The following is a 26,660-nucleotide window of genomic DNA, read 5'->3' on the forward strand; positions in this document are numbered from 1 at the left end:
TCAGACCGCTTCCGGGTCGTGGCCGGAGGGGGTGGCGGCGGAGGGGGCCGCGGCGGCGGACGCGCCCGCGGGCGGCGTGGCAGCGGACGCGACGGCGGCGGGCGGGACGGCGGCGGGCGGGACGGCGGCGGGCGGGACGGCCGCGGGCGGGACGGCGGCGGGCGGGACGGCGGCGGGCGGGACGGCGGCGGGGCCCGCGGCCTTCTTGGCGCGGCGGCGTACGACGACGAACAGCCCGGAGCCCACAGCGAGGGTCGCCCCCACCCCGATCGCCCCGGCCAGGCCGCCGGAGAGCCGGGCGTCGCTGATGTCCTTGACGCCGTAGTCGGCGAGCGGGGAGTCCTTGGCGGCGTGGTCCTCGGTCTTCTTGTCGATGCCGTTGTCGTGGGCGACCTTCTCCAGGCCGTCCGGGCTGGCGGACGCGTAGAAGCTGACCACCCCGGCACACAGCAGCGCCGTCGCGACCCCGATCGCCCACACCCGCCGCGCCGACCGCCGCGCCGCCGGCGCGGGGGCCGGGAGCGCGCCACCCCCCGACGCCGCACCTGCTGCTCGTGCGGCGGAGTCGCCAGGCGCCGCAGCGAGGCCGGAGGCCGCCGGGGCGGTCGCGTCGGCGGCGGCAGGCGCCGTCCCCGCCACGGCGCCTGCGGCGCGGCCGGTCGCGGGCGTTCCCGCCTCACCGTCGACCCGCGTCGCTGGGGCGGCGACCTCCGGCGCCCCCGGAGCGGACGCGGGCGCCGCCGCGAAGCCGGACGCCGCGCTCCCCGCCTCACCGCCGGCGCCCCGGCCCACCGCGGGCGCCCCCGCCTCGTCGCCGGGCCCCACGGCCCGCGCGGCGACGCCGCCCGCGCCCGACTCGGGCGTCGCCGCCAGGTCCCCGCCCGAGCGGGCGGTCGCCGCCGCGAGGCCGGAGGCCGCCGGGGCGGCCGTACCGGCCGAGGCGGCCGCCTCCCCGTCGCGCTCGGGCACACGCGCGGCGGCCTCGCCCCCGGCCCCCGTCACCGGCGCCGCGAACGCCGCGCCCGGCGCGGCACCTGCGAGGCCCGGCGCGGCACCTGCCTCCTCGTCGCGTTCGGAGGCCCGAGCGGCAACGCCGCTCGCAGCAGATGCGGCCGGCGCCGCAGGGGCCGCGCCCGCAGGGGCGGGCACCGCGTCATCCGCCCCCGCCGCAGGCCGCGCCCGCCCGGGCGCGCCCGGCGCCGCCGGGGCGGCCACCGTGCCCGTGCGGATCTCCAGGGTGCGTGTCAGACCGCGGGCGCCGTACACCAGGTCGGGGCGCACGGCCACCACCGCGCCCACCGTCAGCGCCGTGATGACGGCCTCGCCGATGCCGATCAGCACATGCACGCCGACCATCGCGGTGAAGACCTTGCCGAGCGAGACATGTGCCGTGCCGCCGAGCGCGTAGATCGCGGTGAAGGCGACGGCCGCGGCCGGTACGGAGAGCAGCGCGGCGACGAAGGAGGCGACGGTCACGGAGCGGCGCCGGCGGGGTGTGAGTTTCAGGATGGCGCGGAAGACGGCGTACGCCACCACCGTGGTGACCACCGCCATGTCCGTGATGTTGACGCCGAGCGCGGTGAGGCCGCCGTCCGCGAAGAGCACGCCCTGCATGAGCAGCACCACGGAGACGCACAGCACACCCGTGTACGGGCCGACGAGTATCGCGGCCAGTGCCCCGCCGAGCAGATGTCCGCTGGTCCCGGCCGCGACCGGGAAGTTCAGCATCTGGACGGCGAAGATGAACGCGGCGACGAGACCGGCCAGCGGCGCGGTGCGCTCACCGTCCGAGCCGACAGAACCGCCCGAGCCACCCGCCTCCCCCAGCTCGCGCCGGGCGCCGCGCAGGCTGACGGCTACCGCCGCCGCCGCGACCACGCCCGTCGCCACGGACACCGGGGCGTCGATGAATCCGTCGGGGACATGCATGACGGGGCTCCGCTTCTGGGCCGGGGGTGTCCGCTTCATCCACGGAATCCGCCAATCCGGTTATCCGCTCGATGATGGTAACCCGTTATTGCAACCTATTCGCAAGAGCGCTCTACCCGCGAAAATCACCGCACACACACATGCCGCACAACACGACGGCGGCCCTCCGCGCACTCGCGAAGGACCGCCGCCACACCGAAGCCGGGCTCACACCGGAGCCGGGCTTACACCGGGCCCGGGCTTACACCCGCTTACACCCGAGTGAGATCCGCGTCGGGATCACGCTCGTCCCGCTCCGCGCGCACCGCCGGGCCCGGGTCGAGCTGCTTGCGCAGCCCCTCGCCCTCCACGTCCACGTTCGGCAGCGCCTTGTCCAGCCAGCGCGGCAGCCACCACGCGGACTTGCCGAGCAGCGCGAGCACCGCCGGAACGATGGTCATACGGACGATGAACGCGTCGAAGAACACCGCGATGGCGAGGCCGAAGCCGATCATCTTCACCATCGACTCGGACGAGCCGATGAAGCCGGCGAAGACGCTCATCATGATGACCGCGGCCGCGGTGACCACCCGGGCCCCGTGCTTGAAGCCCGTGACCACGGCCTGACCGGGCCGCTCGCCGTGGACGTACGCCTCGCGCATCCGGGTCACGAGGAACACCTCGTAGTCCATCGCCAGACCGAAGACCACACCGATCATGAAGATCGGCATCATGCTCATGATCGGGCCGGGCTCCTCGACGTTGAACAGCGAACCGCCCCAGCCCCACTGGAAGACCGCGACGACCGCGCCCAGCGCCGCCACGACGGACAGCAGGAAGCCGAGGGCCGCCTTGAGCGGCACCAGCAGCGACCGGAAGACCACCATCAGCAGCAGGAAGGCCAGGCCGACGACCAGCCCCAGGTAGGGCAGCAGCGCGTCGTTCAGCTTCTGCGAGATGTCGATGTTCATCGCCGTCTGCCCGGTCACCAGCATCTCGGCGCCGGTCTCGGACTTGAGGGACGCGGCCTCGTCGCGGATGTGGTGGACCACGTCCTCGGTGTCGACGCTGCTGGGCTTGTACTTGGAGATGACCGTCAGCATCGCGGTGTCACCGGCCTTGTTGAACCGGGCCGGGCTGACGCTCGCGACGCCGTCGACGTCGCGGATGACCTTGCGGGCCTGCTCCACGGCGCCCTTGGGATCGTCGCTGCCCTTGGCGTCGACGGGCACCATCAGCGGCCCGTTGAAGCCCGGGCCGAAGCCCTCGGACACCATGTCGTACGCCTTGCGCTTGGTGGTGCTGGTCGGCTGCGAGCCGTCGTCGGGCAGGCCGAGCTCCAGGCTGGCCGCGGGGAGCGCGGCGGCACCGAGGCCGATCACACCCACCAGCAGCACCGCCACCGGGCGGCGCAGCACGAAACGGGCCCAGCGGGTGCCCGCGTTGGGCTTCTCCTCGCCCGCGGCCGGTGCCTCCGCGCCCTTCTTGGCGGCCTTGCGGACCTTGCGGGGCAGCACCTTGCCGCCCGCGAACCCGAGGAGGGCCGGGATGAGGCTGATCGCGATGAGGACGGCGATGACCACCGTGCCCGCCGCGGCGAAGCCCATCTTGGACAGCATCGGGATGTTGACGACCGCGAGGCCGGCGAGGGCGATGACGACGGTGAGCCCGGCGAAGACCACCGCGGATCCCGCGGTGCCCACCGCGCGCCCGGCGGCCTCCTCCCGCTCCCGGCCCTCGGCGAGTTCGGCCCGGTAGCGGGAGACGATGAACAGCGCGTAGTCGATGCCGACCGCGAGGCCGATCATCATCGCCAGCGTCGAGGTCGTACTGGACAGGCCCAGGGTGGTGGCGAGGGCGGTGATCCCGGAGATGCCGATGCCGACCCCGATGATCGCGGTGAGCAGCGGCAGTCCGGCGGCGACCAGCGAGCCGAAGGTGATGAGGAGGACGACCGCCGAGACCGCGATGCCGATGACCTCGGTGGCGCCGGTCTCCGGCATCTGCTCCAGCGCGTCACCGCCGATCTCGACCGTCAGCCCCGAGGCGCGGGCGTCCTCGCCCGCCTCCTTCAGCGCGTCCCGCGTCTTGTCCTCCAGCTCCATGGCGCTGACCTTGTACGAGGTCAGGACGTACGCCGTGGTGCCGTTCTTGCTGACTCCGCCCGCCTTGTACGGGTCGGCGACCGAGGCGACCTCGTCGGAGCCGGACCGGAGTTCGCGGACGGTCTTCTCGACCGTGGCCTTGTTGGCCGCGTCGGTCATCTTCTCGCCGGCCGGCGCCCTGAAGACCACGCGCGCGGTGGCACCCTGTGCGTTGCCACCCGGGAAGCGCTGCTCCAGCAGGTCGAAGGCCTTCTGGGCCTCCGTGCCCGGGATGGAGAAGCTGTCATTGGAAGGGGGTGAGGCGGTGGCTGCCCCGACACCGGCGACCGCGAGGAGCGCCACCCATATCAGGGCGACGAACCGACGTCGCCGGAAGGCGAATCGGCCGAGTTTATAGAGGATCGTGGCCACGAGGAGAGGTGCTCCCGTCGAGTAGGCGTTACTGGCAGGGTTGGGGATCCAGACGGCGACGAGAGCGGCGCGCCGGCTGGAGCTCTATGGGGTTGTGGTGGTGCGGGGAGAGTGGGGGGATGCGCCTCAGGGGGAGGCTGGGGACCGGACGCCGAGGGCGGGGAGGATCACGGCGTCGATGTAGTCGAGGAGGTAGTCGGTGTCCGGCTCCTTGGCCTCGATCAGAGACCGGGTGGCGAAGGCGCCGAGCATCAGGTGCGCGGTGTACTTGAGGGCGGGGCGGCCCGGGGCGACCTCACCACGGTCGACAGCACGCTTGAGCAGCGCTTCGAAGGCGCCGAGTTCATGTGTGATCAGGAGTTCGCGCAGCGCCTCGAGCAGATCGGGGTTGTGGTGGACGGCGAGGGCCAGCCCCCGCATCAGGGCCGCGTCCCGCTCCCGGGCCACGTCGCCGCACCGCACCATCTCGCGCAGATCGCCGCGCAGCGAGCCGGTGTCGATGTCCTCGAGCGAGACGGGCTTGGTGTGGCGCAGCGCGTTGGCGACCAACTGCGGCTTGCTCTTCCACTGCCGGTAGAGCGTGGCCTTGCTGGAATGCGTACGGGCCGCGATCGCGTCCATGGTCAGCGCGTCGTAGCCGACCTCGGTGAGGAGGGCCATGACGGCCTCGTACAGCTCCCTCTCCCGCTCGGGGGACAGCCTGCTGCGGCGTCGGTCCAGTGCCTGCACGGTGCCCTCCTTCCGAACCATGGGAGCGTCACGAACGAAACGGTTTCGTACACCACCAGCGTAAGCGCTGTTCTGTGCGGCGCCGTACGAAACGAGCCCGTTTCGCTCGTGGCATACGTCACAAGACCGAGTTGCCCTGGAAGGGCCGCCCCGGAAGGATGGTCGGGTGAGCGATGCTCTGTCGAACGCGTCGGGCCCAGGCGACGGCGCGTACCTCCGGTTTCCCCATCTGCACGACGACTTGCTCTGCTTCGCCGCCGAGGACGACCTGTGGGTGGCGCCCCTGGCCGCGCCGGGCGAGCCCCCCGGGCGGGCCTGGCGGGTGACGGTCGACCGCACCCGCGTCGGGCACCCCCGCTTCTCCCCCGACGGCTCGCAGATCGCCTTCACGACCTGGCGCAGCCTCGACCCGGAGATCCATCTCGTCCCGGTCGACGGCGGCGCGGCGCGCCGGCTGACGTACTGGGGCAGCACCGACGCCCGCGTCTGCGGCTGGACGCCCCCCGACCAGGACGGCGCCTCCCACATCCTGGCCGTCTCCTCCCACGACCAGCCACTGTCGCACTTCTCCTGGGCCTACAGCCTGCCCACCGACGGCAGCCCCGGCGGGCGGCTGCCCTGGGGCCCGGTCTCCGACATCGCGGTCACCGACATCGACGGCGAGCGCCGCACCCTGCTGCTGACCGGCACGCCCCCGCACGAGCCCGCCTCCTGGAAGCGCTACCGGGGCGGCGCGACGGGGCGGCTGTGGCTGCACGGCACGCGCCTGGTACCGCAGTTGAACGGGCACCTGGACTCGGCGATGTTCGTCGCGGGCCGGATCGCGTTCCTCTCCGACCACGAGGGCATCGGCAATCTGTACTCCGTGCTGCCCGACGGCTCCGATCTGCGGCGCCACACCGACCACGCCGACTTCTACGCCCGCCACGCCTCGACCGACGGCTCGCGCGTGGTCTACCAGTGCGCCGGTGACCTGTGGCTGGTCGACGACCTGAGCCCGCGCGCCGAGCCGCGCCGTCTTGACGTGCGGCTCGGCGGGGCGCGCACCGGGCGCCGCCCGTACCAGATCCCGGCCGCCTCGCACGTCAACTCGCTGTCCGTGGACACCACGGGCCGGGCCAGCGCGGTGTGCGTACGGGGCAGCCTGTACTGGCTGACCCACCGCGACGGCCCCGCCCGCACCCTCGCCGACACCCCGGGCGTACGGGTCCGGCTGCCGGAGATGCTGGGCGACAGCGGGCGCGTGGCGTATGTGACGGACGCCGAGGGCGAGGACGCCATCGAGATCGCGTATCTGCCGCGCGCGAGCGGTCCGCAGGAGCGGCGGCGGCTGGCGGTCGGCCGGCTCGGGCGGGTGCGCGAGATGGTCGCGTCGCCGGACGGCAAGCGGCTGGCGGTGGCGGCGCACGACGGGCGGCTGCTGCTGGTGGACACCTCACCCGAGGCCTCGGCCGAAGTCTCGCCTGACGACACCCCGCCCGACGACGCGTCGGAAGCCTCCCCCGAGGCCTCGTCCGACGCCGCACCGGACGCCGCACCGGACGCCTCGCAGGGTGAATCCCCCGACGAGGTCAGCGAGCTGATCCGGTCGACGAACGGCCCGGTGCGCGAGCTCGCCTTCTCCCCCGACTCCGCCTGGCTGGCCTGGTCGCACCCGGGCATCGGCCGCTCGCTGCGCCAGATAAAGATCGCGCGGCTCGCGGACCGGACCGTCGTGGACGTGACCAGCGGCCGGTTCGAGGACGAGGAGCCGGTCTTCACGCGCGACGGCCGGTATCTGGCGTTCCTGTCCTGGCGCGGCTTCGACCCCGTCTACGACGTGCACACCGGCGACCTGTCCTTCCCGCTCGGCTGCCGCCCCTACCTCGTACCGCTGTCCTCCGCGACCCCGTCCCCCTTCGCGCTCTCCCCCGAGGGACGCCCGGCGGCGGGCGGCCTCGACCTGGACAGCGCGTACCCGGACGGCGGCGGCGGTGACGGCGAGGCCGAGGGCACGGTCACGATCGAGGTGGAGGGCCTGCCGAGCCGGGTCACCGCCTTCCCGGTGGCCGCCTCGAAGTACTCGGCGCTGCACCCGGTCAGCGGCGGCGGCCTGGTGTGGCTGCGGTGGCCGATCTCCGGCGCGCTCGGCGAGACCTTCGCCAACCCGGCCGAGACCTCCTCCCGCCCCACCCTCGAACACTTCGACCTGGTCAAGGCCAAGCGCACCGAACTCACCGACGACCTGGACTGGTTCGGGGTCAGCGGCGACGGCACCCGGCTGGTGGTCTACGACGAGGGTGATCTGCGGGCGGTGCCCGCCACGGAGAGCGCCGACAGCGACTCCACCGTCCACATCGACATGCGGCGCGTCCAGCACACCGTCGACCCGGCCGCCGAGTGGCGGCAGGCCTACGCCGAGGCGGGCCGGCTCACCCGTGCCTACTACTGGGAGCCGGGCATGTGCGGCGTCGACTGGGACGGGGCGCTCGAACAGTACCGCCCCCTGGTCGAACGGGTCGCCTCCCCCGACGAGTTCGCCGATCTGCTGCGCGAGGTGCAGGGCGAGCTCGGCACCTCGCACGCGTACGTCGTCCCGGCCCGCCGCAACGAGGGCCCGGCTCACTACCAGCGCCCCATCGGCCTGCTCGGCGCCAACTTCGCGCGCACGAAGGACGGGCGCTGGATCGTCTCCCGCATCCTGCCCGGCGAGTCCTCCGACTCCCGGGCGCGTTCGCCGCTCGCCGGCACCGGCATCCGCGAGGGCGCCACGCTCACCCATGTCGACGGCCGCCCCGTGGACCCGGTGGCCGGTCCCTTCCCGCTGCTCGCCGCCGCCGGCGGTACGACGGTCGAGCTGACCTTCCGGCCGACGGAGGGCGAGGGCCCGGCGCGCCGCGTCGCGGTCCAGCCGCTCATCGACGACCGGCCGCTGCGCTACCAGGACTGGGTGGCCAAACGGCGCGCGGTGGTGCGGGAGTTGAGCGACGGGCGGTGCGGCTATCTGCACATCCCCGACATGGGCGGCTCCGGATGGGCCCAGTTCAACCGCGATGTGCGCAGCGAGGTGTCGCTGCCCGCGCTGATCGTGGACGTACGGGGCAACGCGGGCGGCAACATCAGCGAGCTCGTGGTCGAAAAGCTCACCCGCACCATCATGGGCTGGGACCTGACCCGGCACGCCGAGCCCGTCTCGTACACCAGCAACGCGCCGCGCGGCCCGATCGTCGCGGTCGCGGACGAGGCGACCTCCTCCGACGGCGACATGATCACGGCGGCCTTCAAGATCCAGGGCATCGGCCCGGTGGTGGGGTTGCGCACCTGGGGCGGCGTGGTCGGCATCACCGGCCGGCACCGGCTCGGGGACGGCACGACGCTCACGGTGCCGATGAACGCCGCGTGGTTCGACGCGTACCGGTGGGGGGTCGAGAACTACGGCGTGGAGCCGGACATCGAGGCGCTGCGCTCACCGCTCGACTGGGCGGAGGGCCGCCATCCGCAGCTGGGCGTCGCGGTGCGTACGGCGCTCGACCTGCTGGAGCGCCATCCGGCGGCGACGCCGCCCGACTACTCGGACGTACCGGACCTGCGGCGCCCGAAGCTGCCGCCGAGGAGCGGCTGAGCAGAGCGAGCGGGGCGCACCCATGGCCCATCGGTGCGCCCCGCTCACGCTCACATCTCGTCGAAGGGCTCCTGATCCTCGATCCCTTCCTCCCGGTCCCGCATCGGGCGCTGCTCACGGCTTTCGCGCGGCGGCTGCTCGCGCGGCGGCTGCTCACGCCGCTGTTGCTGCGGCTGCCGGCCGGGCCGCGCGTTCTGGCCGCGGTCTTCCTGCGCCTTGCGCCTGTCCTGCCGGGCCTTCTCGTTGAACTGGTCCTTGCTGGCCATCGTGTCGCTCCTCAGGGGGTGACGGAGGATGGTGCCTGATCAGCCTGACACGCAAGGACATACCGTGCATTTCGGCCCAGGCTCGGATCATTCCGCCCGCGCCCTGCCGTCCGCCTCGCCACCCGCCCCCACCAGCCCGCCCCGCCGCCCGCGCGTCGCCGCGAGCCGGTTCGCTTCCTTCCCCCGCTCAGTCCCGGGGCGCTCCAACGTGCGGGCTTCCTTCGTCACTGCTCGCTCCTTCGTCGCTGCGCGGCTCCTCAGTCCAGCCCGCACAGCGCCCCGAGACACGCTCATCCACGCGGCGCATATCGCGCTGCGCGAAGGTGCCGATCAGCCCGGGCAGCGCGCCCCGTACGGGCTGCATGCCGCGCAGCCACCACTGCCCGTACACATGCGCCGACCGGCGCTCGATCCCGGCGACCAGCCGGTCCGTGGCCGGGCCGAGCGGACAGGTGCGGTTCACCGGCCAGGGCAGCCGCCGCCGCAGCTCCCACAGCACCTCGTCCCGCTCGAAGCCGCGCACCATGTCCGTGTCGGTGAAGCTGAGGTAGCCCACGCCGACCCGTACGCCGCGGTGGCCCACCTCGGCGCGCAGACAGTGCGCGAACGCCTCGACACCGGACTTGGAGGCGCAGTACGCGGACATCATCGGCGCGGGCGTGATCGCGGCGAGTGAGGCGATCTGCAGCAGATAGCCGCGGCGCGCGACGAGCGCGGGCAGGAACGCGCGGGCCGTGGCGGCGCTGCCCAGCAGATTGACCTCGATGACCCGCCGCCAGGCCGTCCCGTCGGCGTCGGGGAACGGACCGGCCTGGGCCACTCCGGCGTTGGAGACGACGATGTCCACGCCGCCGAAGCGCTCGGTGACCTCCCCGGCCACGCGGACCATCGCCGCCTGGTCGGTGACGTCGGCGTGCCAGTGGGCGGAGTCGGTGTGCAGCCCCTCCGCCACCCGCCGCAGCCCGTCGGGTTCCAGCCCCACCAACGCCACCCTGGCCCCCCGCGCGGACAGCTTCCGGGCCAGCGACTCCCCCACGCCCCGGGCCGCGCCCGTGACGACGGCGACCCGGCCTTCCAGACTCCTGCGCGCACTCATGTCGTCGGCTCCTCGACGGTGTCGTCCGTGGCGCCCCGCGCCGTCCGCGCCGCGCCCTGCTGCCTGCCCTGCGCCGGGCCCTGTCCCGTGTCCTGCGCCGGGCCCTGTCCCGTGTCCCGCTGGCTGCCCTCCGTCGTGTCCTGCGCCGGGCCCTGTCCCACGTCCTGCGCCGTGTCCTGCTGCCCGTACGCCGCCACCAGCCCGCGGATCACCCCGCTCACCGCCACCGGATCCTCCACGGGCGCCATGTGGCCGAGCCCGTCCAGCTCCGTGAGGCCGGCGCACCGGGGCAGCCGGGCCGCCAGCGCCCGGGCGTGGTCCAGCGGGGTCAGCCGGTCGGCCGTGCCGGCCAGTACGGCGGTGGGCAGGGCGAGCCGGCCGACCTCCGCGTCGAGATCGAGGTCGCTCATCACCCGCCCCCACGCGCCCCGTACCGCCCGTGGGCAGGCGTGCACGATACGCGCGCACGCCTCCACCAAGGTGGGGCCCGCCGCGGGGCCCATCGTCACGTACTTCAGCAGCCGTCGGTAGACCGGTGTCACCGGCCCGAGCGGCACGCGCGAGCACAGCAGCGCGCGCTGCACCCGCGTCCGCAGGCGCTCGCCGCGCAGCGGTACGACGCGGCCCCGCTCGGTCAGCCGCGAGGCGCCGGTGTTGCACAACAGCAGGGCCGTCGCGCGCTCGCGCAGCTGCGGCCGGTCGGCGGCGGCCATCAGCGTCATCCCGCCCATGGAGTGGCCCACGACGACGGCCCGCCGCCCGGTCGCGAGCGTCTGGTCGAGCACCGCCGCCAGGTCGTCGGCGAGCGCGTGGGTGCTGTAGCCGCCGGGGCCGGCGGCCGGGCTGCGGCCGTGGCCGCGCTGGTCGTACAGGACGATCCGGTGGTCGGCGGCCAGTTCGCGGACGACCGGCGCCCAGAAGGCGGTCGAGCAGGTCCAGCCGTGCACCAGCACGACGGCCGGGGCGTCCTCGGGCCCGTGCAGCTCGGCGTGCAGGCGGGAGCCGTCACCGGAGATGACGGTCAGTTCGGTCACGGCGGCGGGCGGCGCGTACGGCCCCTGGGCGGGCCGCGCCGGGCGGCGGCTCACCGGGCCCCCTGCCCCGCGCCCACACCGGCGCCCACGGCATCCGGCACGGCGCCGGGCCCCTCCCGCCCCGGCCGCAGCACCCGGTACTCCGTGACGTCCACCCTCCGCGTCACCCTGCGGAACTCCGTTGTCGTCCCAGGCCACACCGTCGTGTTGCGCCCGTCCTGCAAGTACCAGCTGTCGCAGCCGCCCACGTTCCACACCGTGCGGCTCAGCCGCTCCTGCATCCGGTCGGTCCACGCCCGCACCGCCGACGGCCGGGCGTCCAGCGCCACCTTCCCGCCCAGCACGTCCAACTGCCGCATGAAGTCCACGAGATAGGCCAGCTGTGCCTCGATGATGAGGATCATGGAGCTGGTCCCGAGCCCCGTGTTCGGCCCGATGATCGTCAGGAGGTTCGGGAAACCCGCCGCGCTGGTGCCGCGCAGCGCCGCCATGCCGTCCCGCCACTCCTCCGCGAGCGTCGTCCCGTACGCCCCGGTCACCCGCCGCGCGATCGGCATGTCGGTCACCTGGAAGCCGGTCCCGAAGATGATCGCGTCGGCCTCCGTCTCCGTGCCGTCGGAGGCGACGAGGGTGGAGCCGCGCACCTCCTTCAAACCGGCCGCGACGACGTCGACATGGGGGTGCGCGAGCGCCGGGTAGTAGTCGCTGGACAGCAGGACGCGCTTGCAGCCGATGCGGTAATCGGGCGTCAGCCTGGCCCGCAGGGCCGGGTCCGCGATGGCCCGCCGCATATGGCGGACGGCCAGCAGCTCCACCAGCCGCAGCGAATCGGGCCGCTTGGTGAACGCGCCGGTCTGCAGCTCCCGTACCCCCCACAGCACCGCCCGCCGCAGCGCCCGGGTCGCCGGGACCTTGGTGTGCAGCCAGTGTTCGGCGGCGGATATACGGCGGTCCATGCGCGGCAGCACCCAGGCCGGGGTGCGCTGGAAGAGGGTCAGCCGGTCCACCTCCCGGTGGATGGCGGGCACGATCTGGATGGCCGAGGCGCCGGTGCCGATCACCGCGACGCGCTTGCCGCGCAGGTCGTAGCCGTGGTCCCAGCGCGAGGAGTGGAAGATCCGGCCGGGGAAACCGGCCAGGCCCGGGAGGTCCGGGATCTTGGGGTCGGAGAGCGGCCCGGTGGCGCTGACCACGACATCGGCGGTCAGCGGACCTGACGCGGTGTCGATCTCCCAGTGCAGGGCGCGTGAGTCCCAGCGCATGGCCCGCACCTCGGCGTCGAAGCGGAGGTGCGGCCGCAGCCCGAACGTGTCGGTGAGCCGCTCCAGATACGCCCGGATATGCGGCTGCCCGGAGAAGTTACGCGGCCACTCGGGGTTGGGCGCGAAGGAGAACGAGTACAGATGGGACGGCACATCGCAGGCGCAGCCCGGATAGGTGTTGTCCCGCCAGGTGCCCCCGACCGCGCCGGCCCGCTCCAGGACCACGAAGTCGGTGATCCCCGCCCGGCGCAGCCGCACGGCCGCCCCCAGCCCGCCGAATCCGGCTCCGATCACCGCCACCCGTACGTGCTCTCGCGTCACCTCAGCGCCAGTCATGCGGCCGCCTCCCGCAACACTCGGAACCGCGCCAGCAATTACTGGCACGGTTTGAGCGTAGGACAGGGTGCTACCGAGCGGTAGGGGCCGGGCGGGGGGAAGTTACCGGCGGTTCACCGCACTTGGGCGCGGGCATAGGCTGCCGAGGTGGCGACGAGCGAAGAACGCGAGGGCGCGGACGGCCCTGACGTGGGCGGCCCTGACTCCAACAGCCCGGAGAAGACCAGCGAACACCGCGAATACCGCATCGCGGAGCTGGCCGAGAAGGCCGGGATCACCGTGCGCACGCTGCGCTTCTACCGGGAGCGCAAGCTCATCCCGCCGCCGCGCCGCGAGGGCCGCGTCGCCTGGTACAACGACCACCACCTCGCCCGGCTCCATACGATCGCCGCCCTGCTGGAGCGCGGCCACACCCTCGGCGGCATCGCCGAACTCCTCGCCGCCTTCGACAGCGGCGCCCGCGACGTCGCCGACCTCCTCGGCCTGCGCGCCACCCCCATCCCCGTCCCCGCCTGGTCGCAGGAGACCCCGGTCCGGCTCACCCCGGAGGCCCTGGCCGACTACTTCCAGGGGCAGGCGACACCGGAAAACCTTGCCGCCTCCCTCGACCTCGGCTATCTCGCGGTCGACGGCGACCAGTTGGTCCACGTCAGCCGACGCCTCCTGGACGTCTCCCGCGATCTGGTCGACCGGGGCCTGCCGCTCGCCGCCGTCCTGGGGGCGGCACGCGACGTACGCCGTCATGTGGACGCGATCGCCGAGGTCTTCGCCGCCCTCCTGCGCACCACGGTCCTGGCCGAGCCCGCCTCCCGGATCGGCGCGACGCTGGAGGAGCTGCGGCCGATGGCCGAGGGGGTCGTGGAGGCCGAGCTGTCGATGGCCATGGACCGCCGCATCCGCGCGGAGCTGGTGGCGTGGGCCGACGGAGACCGGGAAACCCCGCCGACCGAGCGGTGACAGCGGTGACGGCATCCGTCGTCTCACCCGCTCCGATGACGGTTTCCGGCACTGGAGCCCTGCTGGCTGGCACCGCTCCCCCGGGCACGTCGATCGTGAAGCCGTCGGAACGGACGTACGGGCAAGGAGAGCTCAGATGGCTGCCGAGAGGACGATCCTCGTCACGGGGGCGACCGGGAATGTGGGGCGGCAGGTGGTGTCCCGGCTCATCGCCGGGCACACCGGCGAAGTGCGGGCGCTGACCCGCGACCCCGGCGCCACCGCCCTGCCCGGCGGGGTCGACGTACGCCAGGGCGACCTGGCCGACCCGGACGCGCTGGAGGCGGCGCTGAAGGGGGTGGACGCGGTGTTCCTGATGTGGCCCTTCCACGGCGCCGACGCGGCCCCCGCCGTCGTGGATGCCATCAAGTGGCATGCCGGCCGGGTGGTGTTCCTGTCGTCCGGCGCCGTCCAGGAGGGCGTGGCGCCCGAGCGGCAGACGCACCCCGTGGGCCGGTCCCATGCGCGCGTCGAACGGCTCATCGAGAGGTCGGGGCTCGTCTGGACCCATCTGCGCCCGAGCACCTTCGCCGCGAACACCCTGTGGTGGGCCGGCCAGATCCGCGCCGGGGACGTCGTACGGGGCGCGTACGGGGCCGTGCCCATGGCCCTCCTCCACGAGGCGGACATCGCCGCCGTGGCGGTGCGGGCCCTCACCGAGGACGGCCACGGCCACACCGCCTACGCCCTCACCGGACCCGAAGTCCTCACCCAGGCGGAGCAGGTGCGCACCATCGGCGAGGTGCTGGGCCGTCCGCTCCGCTGGCAGGAGCTGTCCCGGGAAGAGGCACGTCAGCGGCTGCTGGCCGATGACTCCTTCCCCGACGCCTTCGTGGACCCGCTCCTCGACGGCTACGCCGACATGCTCGACGCCCCTCTCCCGGCCGTCACCGGGGCGGTCGAGGCGGTCACGGGCGCACCGGCCCGCACCTACCGTGCGTGGGTGTCCGACCACGCCGCCGACTTCAGCTGACGAGCAGTCGCGGCGGCAGGTACGGGGAGACGACGCGGATGTTCCAGCCCCGGCGGCGGGCGTGGCAGGCCAGGGCCAGGGTGTCGAGGTCGATGGCGGCGTCGACGCTGTCGGCGCGGTCGGCGACCTGGTAGTGGGCGCGGTGGGCTTCGAGGGCGTCGGCGAGGGCGAGGTTGAAGCTCTCCTCGTCACCCTCGACGAGCTGGGACAGGAGAACGGCGGGCGGCGGGAAGAAGCCCCAGTTCCTGGCCTTCACGCTGTCCTCCAGGGCGCGGTCCGTGGCGGGTTCGGGGTCCACGCCCCGCAGATAGTCGTGGAGCGCCAGGCGGTACGAGGCGAAGGCGGAGCCGTCCCCCTTGAGGCGGGCGGAGCCGCTGAGGACGAGCGCGGCGATGTCCTCGCGCCGGCCGCCGATCAGGGCGAAGTTCATGGCGGTGTGCCAGGCGCCGGGCCCGGCCTGATCACCGTGGTAGGCGGGGAAGCTGAGCGTGCTGCCGTCGATCGTCACCTCGATGTCCGTGCCGGGCTCGGCGAGCGTGGCGCGGAACAGCGCCGCGCTCAGCTCGGCGGCGAGGCGCAGATTTGCGAGCTGCTGGTCCGTGACGTCTGCGGTGAGCGAGGCGCGGGCCTTGAACAGGAGGTCCTGGTAGCGCAGGGCGTCCGACAGGTTCCAGGCGGAGAGCGGCTTTCCGCCCTCCGGCGTCAGAGCCTCCCTGGTGTACTGCTCGAACAGGGCCTCGCTCTCCGGGTTCATCTCCTGCGGGGCTGCGGGCCGCTCGACCACCACCGGCCCGGCGGCCAGCGCGGCGACCGCGTCCGGGCCCCGGAGGCGGCCGTACGCCTGGACCCGTGGCCCCGCCGTCTCGAACCCGGTCACCAGCGCCTGCGGGAGGTACCCGGTGTCGATGGGCGGCTGCCAGCCCTCGCGGCGGTAGGCGAGCGCGGCCAGGGCCAGCGGCAGGAGCGGCAGCAGGGTGCGGGGCCTGGCGCCGGGGCCGGGGAGCGCGCTGTACGGGAGCAGCAGCTTGGCCAGCGCGGTGCGGAAGGAATCCCGGTCGCCGGTGGTCAGCGCGCGCAGCGCGCCCAGCGCGACGGAGTGCGGCCGGTCGAGGAGGCCGCCCTCGCCGGGCGCGGCGTCGAGGGCCCGTAGCCGGGCGAGCGCGGCGTCCAGCGCGGCGAGCTTCTGCTCCCTGGTCGGCGGGTAGTCGTCGGCGTCGTCTCCCGTGTCCCCGATGACGTACGCCATGAAGCCGTTGATGAGCTCGACGGCCGGCCGCCCGGCCCCGCCCTCCTCGAACGGCTTGCGGGCGAAGTGGAACGCCTCGCCGTGCCAAGAGGCCTTGTCGGAGAGGACCGCCAGGCAGAAGGCGTCGAGCCAGTGGCTCGCGGAGATGGACTCCCGGTCCCCTTCCTCCCCGCTGTCGTAGCTCATCCCGAAGTTCACATAGTCGAGGAAGACGTGGAAGTCGTTGGTGGGGTAGTACGCGGCATACGCCACGGCACCGGCGGCGGCCTCGGTGGCGTTGTCGAGGACGGCCTTGGCCTCGGGGGTGTCGAGGTCGGGGGTGGCGACGGACAGAGCGCCCAGGTAGTCGAGGAACTCCTCCGAGATCAGCTCCCAGTCGTAGGTGGTCATCCGCCCGGCCTTCGACATGGAGCGGACCATCGAACCGATCCGGTTGGCGAAGTCCTCACGAGCCGCCGAAACCGCGGCCTCGCCCACCTGGTGTCGCTCTATCCGCACTGCTCCGCTCCCCGTTCACGCGTGGTGGCGCCAGCCTACGCCGGGCCACCACGGCGCAAGCCTGAGCGGTGACCACAGCGCCCCGTTCTGACACGATGTCCGGCATGGGCCGACCGGTGACACTGAAGGACATGCTCGCGTCCCGCCATCAGCACGCGACCGTTCAGCGCGAGTCGTTCGACGGTGCGGATCTCGTCTCGGTGTGCCTGCGGCCGTTGTGGTTCACGCGATGCACGTTTCGCGGGGCCGATCTCCGCCAAGCCACCCTCGACGGCTGCCACTTCAAACTGTGCGATTTCCGCGGGGCCGATCTGAGGGGCGCCTCGATGAGAGGGGTCGGTCTTGCGGGCTGTGACCTGACCGGCGCCGATCTTCGGGACGCGGACCTGACCGGCGCGCGCTTGGGCCGGGTCCTCACCGGCGCCCCGCCCCATGGCCTGACCGATGCCACCGACGTCAAGCTGGACAACGCCGTCCTTCGCGATGTCGAGCTCGATCAGGTCATCGGCTGGCCCATCCCCGGGTGAGCGGCCGGCGCCGCTGCCGCCCCTGCCGGAGGAGGGGTGAGGGCTGCCGCGTCCGCTGAGGCTTGTCCCGTATGTGGGTACGGGACAAGTCTGAGAAGTTGGGCCACGAGCTGTCCGGCGGGCCGCACGGACGCGATCCGCCGGACAGAACTCAGACGGTGAGGACGATCTTGCCCCGGGTCCGGCCCAACTCCCCGTACGCATGGGCCTTGGCCGCCTCCTCCAACGGCAGCACCGTGTCGACCTCTGCCCGCAACTTCCCCTCCTCCACCAGCCGCGCGATCGCCAGCAGCCCTGCCGAGTCCGGCTCGACCACCGTCCAGCCGGAGCGCACCCCGGCCGCCTCGGCCGCGGCCGCGGCCGGCAGGTCGTCCCCGGACGGCAGCGTCACCAGGTGGCCGCCGCGGCGCAGCACGCCGAGGGACCGCGTTCCGTAGTCCCCGCCGAAGGCGTCCAGGACGACGTCCACGTCCCGCACCGCCTGGGTGAAGTCCACGCGCGTGTAGTCGATGGCCTCGTCGGCGCCGAGCCCCCGCAGGAAGTCGTGCTTCTCGGTGCGGGCCGTCCCGATGACGTACGCGCCCCGCGCCTTGGCGATCTGCACGGCAAGGTGGCCGACACCGCCCGCGGCCGCGTGGATCAGCACCCGCTGACCGGCCCGCAGCCCGGCCGTGTCGACCAGGGACTGCCAGGCGGTGAGTGCGGCCAGCGGCAGCGCGGCGGCCTGGACGTGGTCGATGCCTGTCGGCTTGCGGACGAAGCGCCGGGCCGGGGCGGTGACGAACTCGGCGTAGCCGCCTGCCTGTTCCGGGAAGCGCGGCATGCCGAAGACCTCGTCGCCGGGCGCGAAGAGGGTCACGCCGGGGCCGACGGCCTCGACGGTGCCGGAAACGTCGTACCCGAGGATCGGGGGGTCGCCGACGGGGCCGATGGGGCCGTTGGCGCGGACCTTCCAGTCGACCGGGTTCACTCCCGCGGCACGGACCCGTACCAGGATCTCGGTCAGGCCCGGCTCGGGGCGGTCCACCTCGACCGGGATCAGGACCTCGGGGGCGCCCCACGCACGGGGGCTGACGGCACGCATCGTCTCGCTCATGTTCTTTTCCTCATCTCTGGTGAGCGCGGACCACCAGCGTGCGCCGGAACGATCGATCACAGTGTTGGCAGTTTGGTCATGGTGCGACAGAATCCGGCCATGACGGTCGGTGGTGAAGGAAACCGCGGTGACGGGGGCGGGGACGAGGGCAGGCATCGCGTCGCGGTCCTCGCCCAGGAGGGCGTCTACCCCTTCGAACTGAGCATTCCGTCCCGGGTTCTGGGCAGCGCGGAGGACGCCGGGGGACGGCCCCTGTACGAGGTGGTCGTCTGCACCCCGGACGGCTCACCGGTGAGCAGCGACGCCGGATTCTCGGTGGCGGTCGAGCACGGACCGGAGGCGCTGGCGACCGCGGACACCGTGGTCGTCCCGCCCACCAGCCGGCTCGGCCCCTTCGGGCAGGGCGATCCACTGCCCCCGCGGACCGCGGCCGCGCTGGCGCGGGTCCGCCCCGGGACCCGCATGGTGTCCATCTGCACGGGCTCGTACGTCCTCGCCGCCGCCGGTCTGCTGGACGGCCGGCGCGCGACCACACACTGGCAGGTGGCCCAGGACTTCCAGCGCGCCTTCCCGCGCGTCAAGGTCGACGAGGACGTGCTCTTCGTGGACGACGGAGAGGTCCTCACCGCCGCCGGGGTCGCCGCGGGCGTCGACCTCTGTCTGCACCTCATACGCCGCGACCACGGTGCCGCCGTCGCCAACCAGGTGGCCCGCCGCTGTGTCGTACCGCCGTGGCGGGACGGCGGGCAGGCGCAGTTCATCGAACGGCCGGTTCCCGAGCCCACAGCCGCGACCACGGCCGCGACGCGCGCATGGGCACTGGAAAGGCTCCAGGAGCCGTTGCCGCTCGGTGAACTGGCGGACCACGCGCGGATGAGCCTGCGCACGTTCACCCGGCGCTTCCGCGACGAGGTCGGCGAGACTCCGGGTCGCTGGCTCACGGCCCAGCGGATCGAACTGGCCCGTCAGCTCCTGGAGACCAGCGACCTCCCAGTCGACCTGGTGGCCCATCGCGCCGGGTTTGGCACCGCCAACTCACTGCGCCAGCACATGCGTTCCGTGCTGGGCGTCTCGCCGGTCGCCTACCGGCGCACGTTCCGGGCGAGCAACAGCCGCCCATGAGCCGCGCCTGGGCTCCGCTCCGCCACGGTCCTCAACTCCTCAGCGCGCGAGCCGCTTAAAGCTCTTAAAGGCTGACGCGATGCATGGACCGGTCCCGCCACGGTGCTGACAGCCTGGCCCGCGGGCCGGAGTCCGGCCGGGTCGCCATGGCGCCACACCTGGAAGAACGCTCTCCGACACGGCCCCGGCTCGGCACGCCGCATCGCCGTGCACCACCTGGCGGTGTTCGGGACACAGCCGTTCAGCACCAGCTCAACCACCTCGGCTGATCTGGTGCTTCAACCGAAGTGAGGCTCTATGCGACGAACGTATCGTGCGCTCTTGGTAGGGGTGCTCGCCCTCGGGGTCTCGGGGGCGTTCCACCCGGTCGCGTCGGCGGCGGGTCCTCCGGTGACCTTCACGGGCGTCTCGGCCAGCGCGCATGACGGAAACGTCCCCGCCAACACCCTCGACAAAGACCTGAGCACCCGCTGGTCCGCCGAGGGCGACGGCGTATGGATCCGATACGACCTCGGATCGGCCCAGACCATCGGCTCAGTGTCGATCGCCTGGCACAAGGGCGACACCCGGAAAGACACCTTCGACGTCCAACTGTCCAACGACGGATCGTCATGGACGACAGCACTGGCACGGAAGACCAGCACCGGCACCACACTCGAACCCCAGAACTACGACTTCGCCGACACCTCCGCCCGATACCTGCGCATCGTCGGCCACGGCAACACCACCAACGACTGGACCAGCATCACCGAAACCGCCGTCAACGGGCCCGACGGCGGAGATGGCGGTGGCAGCTGTGACTACCCGGCCGAGGTGCTGAACCTGACGAACTGGTACGTCGGGTTGCCGGTTGGCGAGGAAGAGAAGCCGACCAACGTCGAGCAACCAGAACTCGCCACGTACGCGAACGACCCGTGGTTCACCTCAACCCCGGACTGCGACGCGGTCCAGTTCCGTGCCGCCGTCAACGGGGTCACCACGAGCGGTTCCAGCTACCCCCGCTCGGAACTGCGCGAGATGACGGACTCGGGGCAGACGAAGGCCAGTTGGTCGTCGACGTCGGGCAAACACACGATGGTGATCGACCAAGCCATCACGGCGCTGCCCGAGGACAAGCCCCATGTCGTCGCCGGGCAGATCCACGACGCCGACGACGACGTCTCGGTCTTCCGCCTGGAAGGCAGCAAGCTCTACATCACCGACGGCGATTCCAGCCACCACAAGCTGGTGACGGACAACTACGTGCTCGGCACCAAATTCCAGGCCAAGTTCGTGGTCAGCGACGGAAAAATCAAGGCTTACTACAATGGCGTGCTGCAGACCACGCTCTCGAAGAATTTCTCCGGCGCCTACTTCAAGGCAGGCGCGTACACCCAGGCCAACTGCGGCAACTCCTCGCCGTGCAGCGACGGCAACTACGGCGAGGTGAAGATCTACGGTCTGAGCGTCACACACGGCGACGAGGGATCATCCGACCAGACGCAGGCCGCCGAACGGTACGGCTGGGGCACACCGCTGCCGATATCCGACGAGTTCGGCTACACCGGCCCGGTCGACTCCGCGAAGTGGGCGGTGCCGTCGGGCGACGTCGGCGGCACGGCCGGATGCTGGGAGGGGCACGCCGGAAACGGCCGCCGGTGCGCGAAGAACAGCACCGTCTCGGACGGCATGCTCACCATGCGCGGCGAGGCGAACGGCGATACAGGATGGATCAGGCAGAAGCGTGACGCCCAGTACGGCCGGTGGGAAATCCGGTCACGCTCGCGGAACCTCGGATCGGACGGCGGGCTTTACCATGCGCTGCACCTGATCTGGCCCACCGCGGGCAACCGGCTCGAAAACGGGGAGTACGACTGGGTCGAATACTCGAACCCCGACGCGCAGTGCCTCACGGCGTTCCTGCACTATCCGAAGAGTCCGTCGGACAAGAAAGAACGCCGCGACCTCTGCCCCATGGACATGACGCAGTGGCACAACTTCGCGTTCGAGTGGACACCGGACGCGTTGGCCGGCTACGTCGACGGTGTCGAATGGTTCCGGCTGTCGGGCGGCGCGAACTCCGACCGCGGGAACATCCAGGCGATGCCCTCGGGACATCTCAACATTCAGCTCGACAACTTCACCGGCGACAGCGGCCTGCGCCCGGCCGTGTTCGAGGTCGACTGGGTTCGGGTGTACGACGTCGAGGCGAAGTGAGGTCCCGATGAGACGAACGTATCGTGCGCCCTTGGTGGGCGTGCTCACCGTCGGGGTCTTGGGGGTATACCACCCGGTCGCGTCGGCGGCGGGTCCTCCGGTGACCGTCAGCCTGCGCATCGTCGGCCACGGCAACACCACCAACGGCTAAACCAGCATCACCGAGACCACCGTCAACGGGCCCGACGGCGGTGACGGCGACGGTGGCGATCAGGGCAAGATGACCGGCAGGAACGGCACCGCCGACCAGCCCATCACCGTCGACGGCTCCGAGACCCAGCAGTCGCAGCACGATCTCATCGACCACAACCACTTCCGCAATATCGGCCCGCGTGCGGAGAACGAAATGGAGGCGATCCGGGTCGACTGGAGCGGGATCTCCCAGTCGAACGGATTCACCGTCGTCGAGTCGAACCTCTTCGAGGACTGCGACGGTGATCCGGAAATCGTTTCCGTGAAGAGCAACGACAACACCGTCCGCTACAACACGTTCCGCTCCTCGCAGGGCGTGCTGTCACAGCGGCACGGAAACCGCGGCGCGTTCTACGGAAACTTCTTCCTCGGCGAGGGGAAGGCGGGAACCGGAGGGATCCGGATCTACGGCCAGGACCACACGATCTACAACAACTCTGGCGTGTCTACCGGGCGACCGTCGTGAACAACACCTTCGTGAACAACGTGTCGAATATCGAGGTCGGCGCCAACTACAGGCTCCCGCCGGTCGACTCGACCATCGCCAACAATGTGGTCGCGGGAGGCCAGGGCAAGCTGTTCAACGAATTCAAGAAACCAGTGAACATGAGCTACGCCGGCAACATCGCGTGGCCGACCGGCTCCGCGACCGTCGGCATGACCGTGCCCTCCGGCGCCATCAGGGTGATCGATCCGCTGCTGGCCCCCGACGGGCCGGTCCACCGGATCGGTGCGAAAAGCCCCGCGATCGACACCGGCACCGACAGCTCCGCGTTCGTGACCGACGACATGGACGGCCAGCCATCACCGGTCGTACGACAGGCGGCGCACCCGGCCACGGCCGGTCCGTGCCGACACGGCGTGCGCCTCCCGGAAACCCTAGGAGGCAGGTGTGCCGGGCGCCGCCATGGGCACCGGAAACGCGAACCGGGGTTCCGCGCCGTTCATCCATATTCCGATGGCGAGGGCCGCCGTCGCCTCCACGTACACCGCGCGGGCGAGGCCCCCGCAGGGGATGGGCGTGCAGCCCATGGAGGTGATCAGCGCGGCGGTCCGGTCGAGGGCGCCCGGGTCGTCGCCGCAGTACGGGACGGCCAGCGGGGCGCCCTCGAACGCCGGGCGCGGCAGGGTCCAGATGCTGTCGTGGCAGAGGTTGAACGCCTTGACCACGTGGGCGTCCGGCGCGGCCTCCGCCATCCGCAGGGCGATGGAGGTCGTGCCGCCGGTGGACAGCATCAGGCCGTCGTCGGTCGGCACGACGGGGTTCGTACAGTCGATCACGGTACGGCCGCCGAGGACGTCCGCGACCCCCTTGACCAGCTCGGGCGCCACGTCCGCCGGGACGGCCGCCAGGACGACATCGCCGTACGCCGCCGCGTCGGCGAGCGTGCCGTGCCCGGCGGCGCCGATACGCCCCGCGGTGGCCTGCGCCGCCGCGCGGTCGCGCCCGCCGACGAGGACGTCGTGTCCGGCGCGGACCCACGCGCCGCCCAGTGTCGTGGCCATCCCGCCCGTGCCCAGAATCCCGATGCGCATGGTGCTCCCGTCCTGAGAAACCTTGGTGATGACGGGGACTTTAGGCAGGCCGACGCACACCACGCGGTGTGCGCCGGATAAGGCAGGATGCGGGCGGAGCCGGGCCCCTACTCCTTGACGGCCCCCGAGTTCGCCCCCTGAAGTCGGGCCACGTCCTGGAGCCGGTGCCGGCACGGGCCGCGAGTGATGGGCACGGTCTGGCGTGGTCCCGCGACGGCTTCTCCGTACGCCTGGTCAGCGAGCCGGCGCCGGACGCGCTGGAGGCGGCGGAGGGCCGGCTGTCGTACGACGTCGAACTGGCCCCCGGGGCCTCGTGGACGGCGGCGCTGCGCTGCACGGCGGCGTACGCGGACGGCGACCAGTTCCCGGCGGCCCCGGCGGACGCCGTACCGTGGCGCACCCCGGCCCTGCGCAGCGCGGACCGCCGCTTCGACCAGTGGCTTGACCAGTCGGTCGCCGACGCTGACCGGCTGCGCCTGATGGACCCGCGGTCCGACGAGAGGCGCGTGGGACGGACGGGCGGCGTGGACCAGTTCCTGGCCGCCGGGGCCCCGTGGTTCCTGACCCTCTTCGGCCGCGACTCGCTGTGGGCCGCCCGTATGCTGCTCCCGCTCGGCACCGACCTCGCGGCCGGCACGCTGCGCACGCTCGCCCGCCGCCAGGGCGCGGCCGTCGATCCGGCCACGGAGGAGCAGCCGGGCAAGATCCTGCACGAAGGGCGCGACGGCCGCCTCGCCGACCCGCCGATCGCGCTGTGCGAGGTGCAGGCGTACGCGTACGAGGCCGCGCGGGGCGGGGCGGCGCTGCTGCGCGCGTTCGGGCGGCCGGGCGCGGACGCGTGGGAGGAGTGGGCGGAAGGGCTCGCCGACCGGTTCCGGACGCGCTTCTGGGTGGAGGACGCCCGGGGCCCCTACCCGGCGGTCGCGCTGGACCGCGACGGCAGGCCGGTGGACTCGGTCACCTCGGGCTTCGGCCACCTCCTCGGCACGGGCCTGCTGAACCGGGAGGAGAGCGCGGCGCTGGCGGCCCGGCTGACCGGCCCCGACCTCGACTCGGGCCACGGCCTGCGCACGCTGAGCAGCGACTCGGTGGGCTTCAACCCGTACGGCTACCACATCGGTTCGATCTGGCCGCACGACACCGCGATCGCCGTGCACGGCCTGGTCAGGGCCGGTTTCCCGGACGCGGCGGCGCCGCTGGCGGCGGGCCTGCTGACGGCGTCGGCGGGGTTCGACGCGCGGCTGCCGGAGCTCTTCGCCGGCCACGGCGCCGAGGCGGGCCCGCGCCCCGCCCCCTACCCCGCCTCCTGCCGCCCCCAGGCGTGGGCGGCCGCCTCCTCGGTCCAGGTCCTGCGCTCGGCCCTCGGCCTGGAGGCCGACGTCCCGGGCGGCACGGTCACCGTGGCCCCCACCTTCGCCCGGGCGTACGGCCCGCTGACGGTGACGGGGCTCCAGGTCGGCGGGGGCGGCTGGACGTCGCGCTGGCGGCGGACGGAGCGGTGAGCGTGACGGCGCCGGAGGGGCTGGCGGTGGTCATGGCCTGACACGGCACGGCGGCCCGGGGCGGCGGCCCGGGGCGCCGGGGCGGCCGACGCACACCGCGCGGTGTGCGTCGGATCGGGCAGGATACGCGCATGGAGATGCCGACCCGCCCGCGGGACGCCGCGCCCGCGCACGCGGCGGACACGAACGCCGCGGACACGGCACACACCGCGGACGCGTACACCGCGGACTGCCGTGCGCGCATCGCGTTCGAGGTGCTCGCGAACCGCTGGGACAGCGTCGTGGTCTACACTCTCGGCGCCTGCGGCCCGATGCGGCCCCGGGCGCTGGTCGCCCGGATCGGCGGGATCAGCCCCAAGGTCCTCAACGACGCGCTGCGGCGCCTGGAGTACAACGGCCTGGTCGAGCGCCGTACGTACGCGGAGGCGCCGCCGCGCGTCGACTACGCGCTGACCGAGGCCGGAACCGCCCTGCTCGTCCCCATGCGGGCGATGGGCGCGTGGGCGAAGCGGTACACGGACGACGTACTGGCCGCGCAGGACCGGTTCGAGGCGCAGGGGCGCGCCCCTCGGCGCGCGGCGGACGTCTGATCCCCGCAAAGCAGGTGCCCGGGGCGCGCGCCATCGGTACCGTAGCCAGGCATGACAAATCCTCTGTCGTCGGATGAGGCCTACGCGCTCCTCTATGAGTTGTGCGTCGACCTCGGTTTCTGTCTTCCGCCGGACGACATACGCCGGCTGCGCGAAGCGCCGCCCACCGACGTGGACGAGTTCACCGACGCCGTCTTCACGGCGGAGGGCCTGGACCCGAACGGCGAAGAAGGCTGGCTGAGGCACCGGGTGCGAGAAGTCGTCGAGCGGCATATGCACGGCAAGTGACCGTGACTCTTTGCGAGTTTCCTTGGCGAGCCCTTTAAGCTGCCCTGGGAGGACCGAGCTCCGACACAACAAAACACACGGGGGCCGAAGTGGACGGAAGGATTCCACAGCCGCACGACGTCAAGGACTCCGCGGAGTTCGTGGCGGTGATGCGTCAGCTGCGCCAATGGGCTGATCTGAGCTATCGCGAGCTGGAACGCCGTGCCGGGGCGGCGGGGGACGTGCTGCCGCGTGCCACCCTCGCCGGAGCGCTGAACAGACAGGAGCTGCCCCGGGAGGAGCTGGTGGCGGCCTTCGTCCGCGCCTGCAGCGGTGACGAGGCCACGGCAGAGGAGTGGGTGGGGGTCCGCAGGCGCCTGGCCGTCGAGGTCGAGCAGGAGTCCTCCGAGGCCGCGGGGGCGTCGCCCACGGACATCACCGTGCCGTCACCCACCGTGGAGACGGTGTCGGTCGCGGAGCCGGGGACGGAGGACCCGGAGCCGTTGGCCGAGGAGCCGTTGGCCGAGGAGCTGACGCCCATGGCCGAGGAGCCATTGGCCAAGGGCCCGAAACCGTTGGCCGAAGACCCGGAGCCGGTGACCAAGGGCCCGAAACCGTTGGCCGAGGGCCCGGAGCCGGTGACCGCGGGGGCGGGGGCGGGGAGTTCCCCCCGCGCAGCGCGGCCCGAAGAGCCGAAGGGGCTGAAGGTCGCCGGGCGCCGCCTCCGGCGACCGGGCGTGGTCATCGCGGCCACGGTCGCCATCGTGCTCCTGACCGCCGCGGCCACGGCGATTCTGCACCCCGGCGACAAACCCGGCGAGCCGCGCGAGAGCAGCCGTACGGAGGCGCCGGCGGCCGGCACCTCCTCGGTCACACCGAGCCGTCCCTCCGGCGGTGCCTCCTCCAGCGCCGCCGACGCGAAACCCGTCAAGGACGAACCGTCGGCCACCGAACCGCGGGAGACCTCGTCGACGCCCACGCCTACGCCCACGCCCCCGAAGACGACGGCCCCCAAGAAGTCGCAGCCCGCGCGGAGTTCACCGACACCGACCTGGACCCCGTATGACCCGCCGGCGCCGACCGACGACCCGCCGCCCTCGACGGACTCACCGGATCCGGCCGACTTGCCGGAGGAGACCTGCTGGGACGTCACCAACGACTGCACCTGAGG

General features: G+C 72.7%; 22 protein-coding genes and 2 pseudogenes. 12 read left to right on the plus strand and 12 right to left on the minus strand.

Going from position 1 to position 26,660, the window contains the following annotated elements:
- The 4 genes and pseudogenes from ACFZDL_RS20320 to ACFZDL_RS20335 form a co-directional block, all read right to left on the minus strand.
- Complete coding sequence (locus tag ACFZDL_RS20320; RefSeq protein WP_391191848.1) at positions 1-825, minus strand: PDGLE domain-containing protein; 825 nt, start codon at positions 823-825, stop codon at positions 1-3.
- Positions 823-1,929: pseudogene (locus tag ACFZDL_RS20325) on the minus strand (energy-coupling factor ABC transporter permease); the annotation flags it as partial. The pseudogene ACFZDL_RS20325 and the gene ACFZDL_RS20320, both read right to left, overlap by 3 nt.
- A gap of 251 nt (positions 1,930-2,180) precedes the next feature.
- The gene (locus ACFZDL_RS20330) at positions 2,181-4,424 is read right to left on the minus strand and encodes an MMPL family transporter (RefSeq protein WP_353587771.1); all 2,244 of its coding nucleotides are present in this window, start codon (positions 4,422-4,424) and stop codon (positions 2,181-2,183) included.
- Positions 4,425-4,550: 126 nt separating this feature from the next.
- Positions 4,551-5,174: a TetR/AcrR family transcriptional regulator gene (locus ACFZDL_RS20335; RefSeq protein ID WP_353587773.1), complete on the minus strand. Its 624-nt coding sequence runs from the start codon at positions 5,172-5,174 to the stop codon at positions 4,551-4,553.
- A gap of 145 nt (positions 5,175-5,319) precedes the next feature.
- Between ACFZDL_RS20335 and ACFZDL_RS20340 the strand changes: the two genes are divergently transcribed.
- Entirely contained in the window at positions 5,320-8,754 is a 3,435-nt protein-coding gene (locus tag ACFZDL_RS20340; RefSeq protein ID WP_353587775.1) for a S41 family peptidase, read from the plus strand.
- A 50-nt stretch (positions 8,755-8,804) separates the two neighbouring features.
- Here the strand turns inward: ACFZDL_RS20340 and ACFZDL_RS20345 are convergent, their stop codons facing one another.
- From ACFZDL_RS20345 to ACFZDL_RS20360, 4 genes are all read right to left on the minus strand, one after another.
- A complete protein-coding gene (locus ACFZDL_RS20345) occupies positions 8,805-9,020 on the minus strand; it encodes a hypothetical protein (RefSeq protein ID WP_353587777.1) in 216 nt (71 codons plus the stop codon).
- 187 nt (positions 9,021-9,207) lie between these two features.
- A complete protein-coding gene (locus ACFZDL_RS20350) occupies positions 9,208-10,116 on the minus strand; it encodes an SDR family oxidoreductase (protein ID WP_353587779.1) in 909 nt (302 codons plus the stop codon).
- Complete coding sequence (locus ACFZDL_RS20355; RefSeq protein WP_353587781.1) at positions 10,113-11,204, minus strand: alpha/beta fold hydrolase; 1,092 nt, start codon at positions 11,202-11,204, stop codon at positions 10,113-10,115. Before ACFZDL_RS20355 ends, ACFZDL_RS20350 begins: the two co-directional genes overlap by 4 nt.
- Positions 11,201-12,748, minus strand: a complete 1,548-nt coding sequence (locus ACFZDL_RS20360) for an NAD(P)/FAD-dependent oxidoreductase (RefSeq protein ID WP_353587783.1) — start codon at positions 12,746-12,748, stop codon at positions 11,201-11,203. The genes ACFZDL_RS20355 and ACFZDL_RS20360 overlap by 4 nt, the downstream gene beginning before the upstream one ends.
- Before the next feature lie 147 nt (positions 12,749-12,895).
- On the opposite strand from ACFZDL_RS20360, the gene ACFZDL_RS20365 reads away from it, so the two are divergent.
- Both ACFZDL_RS20365 and ACFZDL_RS20370 read left to right on the plus strand, forming a co-directional pair.
- A complete protein-coding gene (locus ACFZDL_RS20365) occupies positions 12,896-13,705 on the plus strand; it encodes a MerR family transcriptional regulator (protein WP_391191746.1) in 810 nt (269 codons plus the stop codon).
- Positions 13,706-13,841: 136 nt separating this feature from the next.
- The gene (locus tag ACFZDL_RS20370; RefSeq protein ID WP_353587785.1) at positions 13,842-14,717 is read left to right on the plus strand and encodes an NAD(P)H-binding protein; all 876 of its coding nucleotides are present in this window, start codon (positions 13,842-13,844) and stop codon (positions 14,715-14,717) included.
- On the opposite strand, the gene ACFZDL_RS20375 is transcribed toward ACFZDL_RS20370, so the two are convergent.
- The gene (locus ACFZDL_RS20375; RefSeq protein WP_353588149.1) at positions 14,710-16,383 is read right to left on the minus strand and encodes an Imm49 family immunity protein; all 1,674 of its coding nucleotides are present in this window, start codon (positions 16,381-16,383) and stop codon (positions 14,710-14,712) included. The two genes, ACFZDL_RS20370 and ACFZDL_RS20375, sit on opposite strands and share 8 nt — an antisense overlap.
- 182 nt (positions 16,384-16,565) lie before the next feature.
- Here ACFZDL_RS20375 and ACFZDL_RS20380 point away from each other — a divergent pair, with 182 nt between their 5' ends.
- Positions 16,566-16,988, plus strand: coding sequence for a pentapeptide repeat-containing protein (locus ACFZDL_RS20380; RefSeq protein WP_353587787.1), 423 nt, complete (start codon positions 16,566-16,568; stop codon positions 16,986-16,988).
- A gap of 151 nt (positions 16,989-17,139) precedes the next feature.
- Here ACFZDL_RS20380 and ACFZDL_RS20385 read toward each other — a convergent pair whose 3' ends face one another.
- Complete coding sequence (locus ACFZDL_RS20385; RefSeq protein ID WP_353587789.1) at positions 17,140-18,084, minus strand: NADP-dependent oxidoreductase; 945 nt, start codon at positions 18,082-18,084, stop codon at positions 17,140-17,142.
- Positions 18,085-18,183: 99 nt separating this feature from the next.
- Here ACFZDL_RS20385 and ACFZDL_RS20390 point away from each other — a divergent pair, with 99 nt between their 5' ends.
- From ACFZDL_RS20390 to ACFZDL_RS20405, 4 genes are all read left to right on the plus strand, one after another.
- A complete protein-coding gene (locus tag ACFZDL_RS20390) occupies positions 18,184-19,206 on the plus strand; it encodes a helix-turn-helix domain-containing protein (RefSeq protein ID WP_353587791.1) in 1,023 nt (340 codons plus the stop codon).
- Between the two features lie 297 nt (positions 19,207-19,503).
- A complete protein-coding gene (locus tag ACFZDL_RS20395) occupies positions 19,504-21,402 on the plus strand; it encodes a polysaccharide lyase family 7 protein (protein ID WP_391191750.1) in 1,899 nt (632 codons plus the stop codon).
- A gap of 7 nt (positions 21,403-21,409) precedes the next feature.
- Entirely contained in the window at positions 21,410-21,553 is a 144-nt protein-coding gene (locus ACFZDL_RS20400) for a hypothetical protein (RefSeq protein WP_353587795.1), read from the plus strand.
- Between the two features lie 69 nt (positions 21,554-21,622).
- Complete coding sequence (locus tag ACFZDL_RS20405) at positions 21,623-22,060, plus strand: chondroitinase-B domain-containing protein (RefSeq protein ID WP_353587797.1); 438 nt, start codon at positions 21,623-21,625, stop codon at positions 22,058-22,060.
- A gap of 145 nt (positions 22,061-22,205) precedes the next feature.
- On the opposite strand, the gene ACFZDL_RS20410 is transcribed toward ACFZDL_RS20405, so the two are convergent.
- Together ACFZDL_RS20410 and ACFZDL_RS20415 are read right to left on the minus strand one after the other, a co-directional pair.
- Positions 22,206-22,385: a hypothetical protein gene (locus ACFZDL_RS20410; RefSeq protein WP_353587799.1), complete on the minus strand. Its 180-nt coding sequence runs from the start codon at positions 22,383-22,385 to the stop codon at positions 22,206-22,208.
- A gap of 481 nt (positions 22,386-22,866) precedes the next feature.
- Positions 22,867-23,130: pseudogene (locus tag ACFZDL_RS20415) on the minus strand (NAD(P)-binding domain-containing protein); the annotation flags it as partial.
- Positions 23,131-23,294: 164 nt separating this feature from the next.
- On the opposite strand from ACFZDL_RS20415, the gene ACFZDL_RS20420 reads away from it, so the two are divergent.
- The 4 genes from ACFZDL_RS20420 to ACFZDL_RS20435 all read left to right on the plus strand — a co-directional run bounded on the left by ACFZDL_RS20420 (position 23,295) and on the right by ACFZDL_RS20435 (position 26,658).
- Positions 23,295-24,632, plus strand: coding sequence for a hypothetical protein (locus ACFZDL_RS20420; RefSeq protein WP_353587803.1), 1,338 nt, complete (start codon positions 23,295-23,297; stop codon positions 24,630-24,632).
- 131 nt (positions 24,633-24,763) lie between these two features.
- The gene (locus tag ACFZDL_RS20425) at positions 24,764-25,222 is read left to right on the plus strand and encodes a helix-turn-helix domain-containing protein (RefSeq protein ID WP_353587805.1); all 459 of its coding nucleotides are present in this window, start codon (positions 24,764-24,766) and stop codon (positions 25,220-25,222) included.
- A gap of 51 nt (positions 25,223-25,273) precedes the next feature.
- On the plus strand, positions 25,274-25,510 hold the full coding sequence (locus ACFZDL_RS20430; protein WP_353587807.1) for a hypothetical protein: 237 nt from the start codon (positions 25,274-25,276) through the stop codon (positions 25,508-25,510).
- An 89-nt stretch (positions 25,511-25,599) separates the two neighbouring features.
- Positions 25,600-26,658, plus strand: coding sequence for a hypothetical protein (locus ACFZDL_RS20435; protein WP_353587809.1), 1,059 nt, complete (start codon positions 25,600-25,602; stop codon positions 26,656-26,658).
- Positions 26,659-26,660: the final 2 nt, after the last annotated feature.

The organism is Streptomyces sp. NPDC007917, assembly GCF_042959105.1.
GTDB lineage: Bacteria > Actinomycetota > Actinomycetes > Streptomycetales > Streptomycetaceae > Streptomyces.